Annotated in this window: 3 protein-coding genes; all 3 read left to right on the top strand. The window is 57.9% G+C overall.

The features are described 5' to 3' along the window. On the top strand, window positions 1–615 hold a 615-nt coding region (locus tag B5F88_RS19195; RefSeq protein ID WP_140402211.1), incomplete at its 5' end, for a metallophosphoesterase. Continuing rightward, window positions 612–962: a hypothetical protein gene (locus B5F88_RS19190; protein WP_087937020.1), complete on the top strand. Its 351-nt coding sequence runs from the start codon at window positions 612–614 to the stop codon at window positions 960–962. The genes B5F88_RS19195 and B5F88_RS19190, both read left to right, overlap by 4 nt. Continuing rightward, on the top strand, window positions 959–2,203 hold the full coding sequence (locus B5F88_RS19185; RefSeq protein ID WP_022288938.1) for a hypothetical protein: 1,245 nt from the start codon (window positions 959–961) through the stop codon (window positions 2,201–2,203). The genes B5F88_RS19190 and B5F88_RS19185 overlap by 4 nt, the downstream gene beginning before the upstream one ends. Window positions 2,204–2,251 lie beyond the last annotated feature (48 nt).

Here is a 2,251-nt window from a genome sequence, read left to right as displayed (position 1 = left end):
GTAGGAGCGAACTACTACCGAAACCGGCGAGACACAGAGATGAAGAGAGTTCTTGCCGCCGTAAAGCCGACGATGCTCTGCATCCACGGCAACCATGAGATCCGGCCGGCCAGCATCCCTTCCTATCGCACGAAGCAGTGGAACGGCGGGACAGTCTGGGTAGAGGAAGCCTTTCCCCGCCTGCTGTTTGCTATGGATGGTGAGATCTTTGATCTGGAAGGTCTCCGACATTTGGTCATCGGCGGAGCTTACAGCGTGGACAAATTCTACCGGCTGGCCAGAGGTTACGGCTGGTGGCCGGATGAGCAGCCTTCCCAGGAGATCAAGGACAAGGTTATCCAGACGCTGGACGCCTGCGGGTGGCAGGTAGATACCGTCCTCTCCCACACCTGTCCCTATCCGTATGAGCCTCGCGAGGCCTTTCTTCCGATGATCGACCAGAGTACCGTGGACGACTCTACCGAGAAATGGCTGGAGGAGATCGAGCGGAAACTCAAATACGACCACTGGTTCTGTGGACACTGGCATATTGACAAGCATATCGACCGGATGCACTTCCTCTTCCACAGCGTGGAGGCTGCGCCGCAGCTCTTGACGGGAGGGGACACATTATGACAGAGGAAGAAAGGCCGGAGGCCAAGGAGCAGGAGGCGTGCTTTGCCGCAATCCGTGAGATCGTCCAGGAGATTTCCCGCCTAATGGACGCCGCATATCAGCAATACAGCCGTTTGGTAGAACAGGTGTTGAACGGCAGGATCACCGAGGAGCGGGAGATCGAGCGAATCATGGACGGGCTTGTGGACTTCGGAGATAATCCGAGGCTCCTTGAACTGTACAAAACCCTCTGCCGCCATGTCTATTACAAATACCCCGCTCTTGTGGGAGAGCACACTGCCCTCTTCCGGCTCCAGTTTGAGGAAACGGAGGATGGGGATACGGATACTGAGGAGGTGGAAACATGAAAGCGCCGGAGATCAAGCACTACATCAACTGGCTGGGTCGGGTGGAATACCGAAACATCAACTGCTCCTTCACCTATGACGAGACATCCTATGCGGCCATCGACCGGATCTTCCGCCTTCTCCACCGGCTGGAGCCAGGCCCGGAGAACACAAGCTGGGAACTGTGGCTCCGTGCGGAGCGAGGTACCATTGAAGACTTCGGCAGCTTTGAGGAGCTGCGGGCGGACGGCCAGGTGGAGAGCTTTGAGGAGTTTGAAACCTGGTGGCATTCCGAGTTCCCGGAGGAGGCAGCGTGGTTCCACTTTGCCGCCGGCGAGGATCAGAAGATCGGGTATCGGGCAATATTCTTGGGGCATCGGCATGTGCTGGAGGTGGACAGCCGCAAAGAGCGCGCCTTCCCCTATGACATCGCCCCATTCACCGCCTGGCTGGAGGGTGCGGTACGGGACACCGTTCAGATGGTGGAAACCGGTTCTTATCAGGAACTGGTGGAGCGGGAGCTGCCCATCTGGCATCGAACCGGAACCATCCTGCGCCGGGATCTGTGGAGGGTATTCCCACAGTGGAAGGAGGAGTTCTTCCAGGACTTCTCCCAGCAGGAGGTGGAGGAGTTTCTCACCTCGGCGGTTGGGTATCCTTTGGAAAATAACAAGCGGCTCCCATCCGTGACCGCAAACGAATTCTATCACTTCTGTGCCCTGGGCTATCGGGCCATGGGATACACTGGAACGGAGAAATCGGAAAAAGAGCAGTACGCTCTCCACGCCGATGGGCGGGACGAGGGACTGTCCAAGCTGGACGGAGATTCCCCCGAAGCTTTTGCACGGTGGCTGAAGGAGCGTCCCCGCACCGGTCACCCCTGGGAGGTATGCCGGGGCGGCAACAGCACCCACATCGATTGCATCGTACACCAAGATGCGCATGGCTACTATCTGGTGGTGGCCGGTCTTGCGGAGACCCGGACGATTGAGGCGGTCCGTTTCTTCCTGGCGCTTTATCGGGCAGGCGTTCCCGTATGCATCCGAAACACAGAGGAACTGAAGGCCCGCCTGACCGGAGCGGAGTCCATCGGCATCGTGCCGGAGGGAGTCTTTCCCGCCTACTGCCACGACAGGTTTCCGGGAGAGAGCATTGTCGATTTTATGAACCTGCCTCGGGAGCGTCAGGATGAACTTGCAAAATACTGCCGATGGCAGCCAATCCCAGTTCCCAGGATGAAGAAGGAGGGTGAAACCCCATGATCTTCTTTACCTCTGACCTGCATCTCGGTCACGAAAACTGCATCCGCC

This window comes from Flavonifractor sp. An306 (assembly GCF_002159455.1).
Taxonomy (GTDB): domain Bacteria; phylum Bacillota; class Clostridia; order Oscillospirales; family Oscillospiraceae; genus Flavonifractor.
Note: the sequence above shows the minus strand (reverse complement) of the source record. Positions and strands in the feature narration are given on the sequence as shown.

What these genes read in the sequence shown, in the direction of transcription:
- B5F88_RS19190 (WP_087937020.1), top strand. Translation starts at nt 612, where the DNA reads ATGACAGAGGAAGAAAGGCCGGAGGCCAAGGAGCAGGAGGCGTGCTTT.
- B5F88_RS19185 (WP_022288938.1), top strand. Translation starts at nt 959, where the DNA reads ATGAAAGCGCCGGAGATCAAGCACTACATCAACTGGCTGGGTCGGGTG.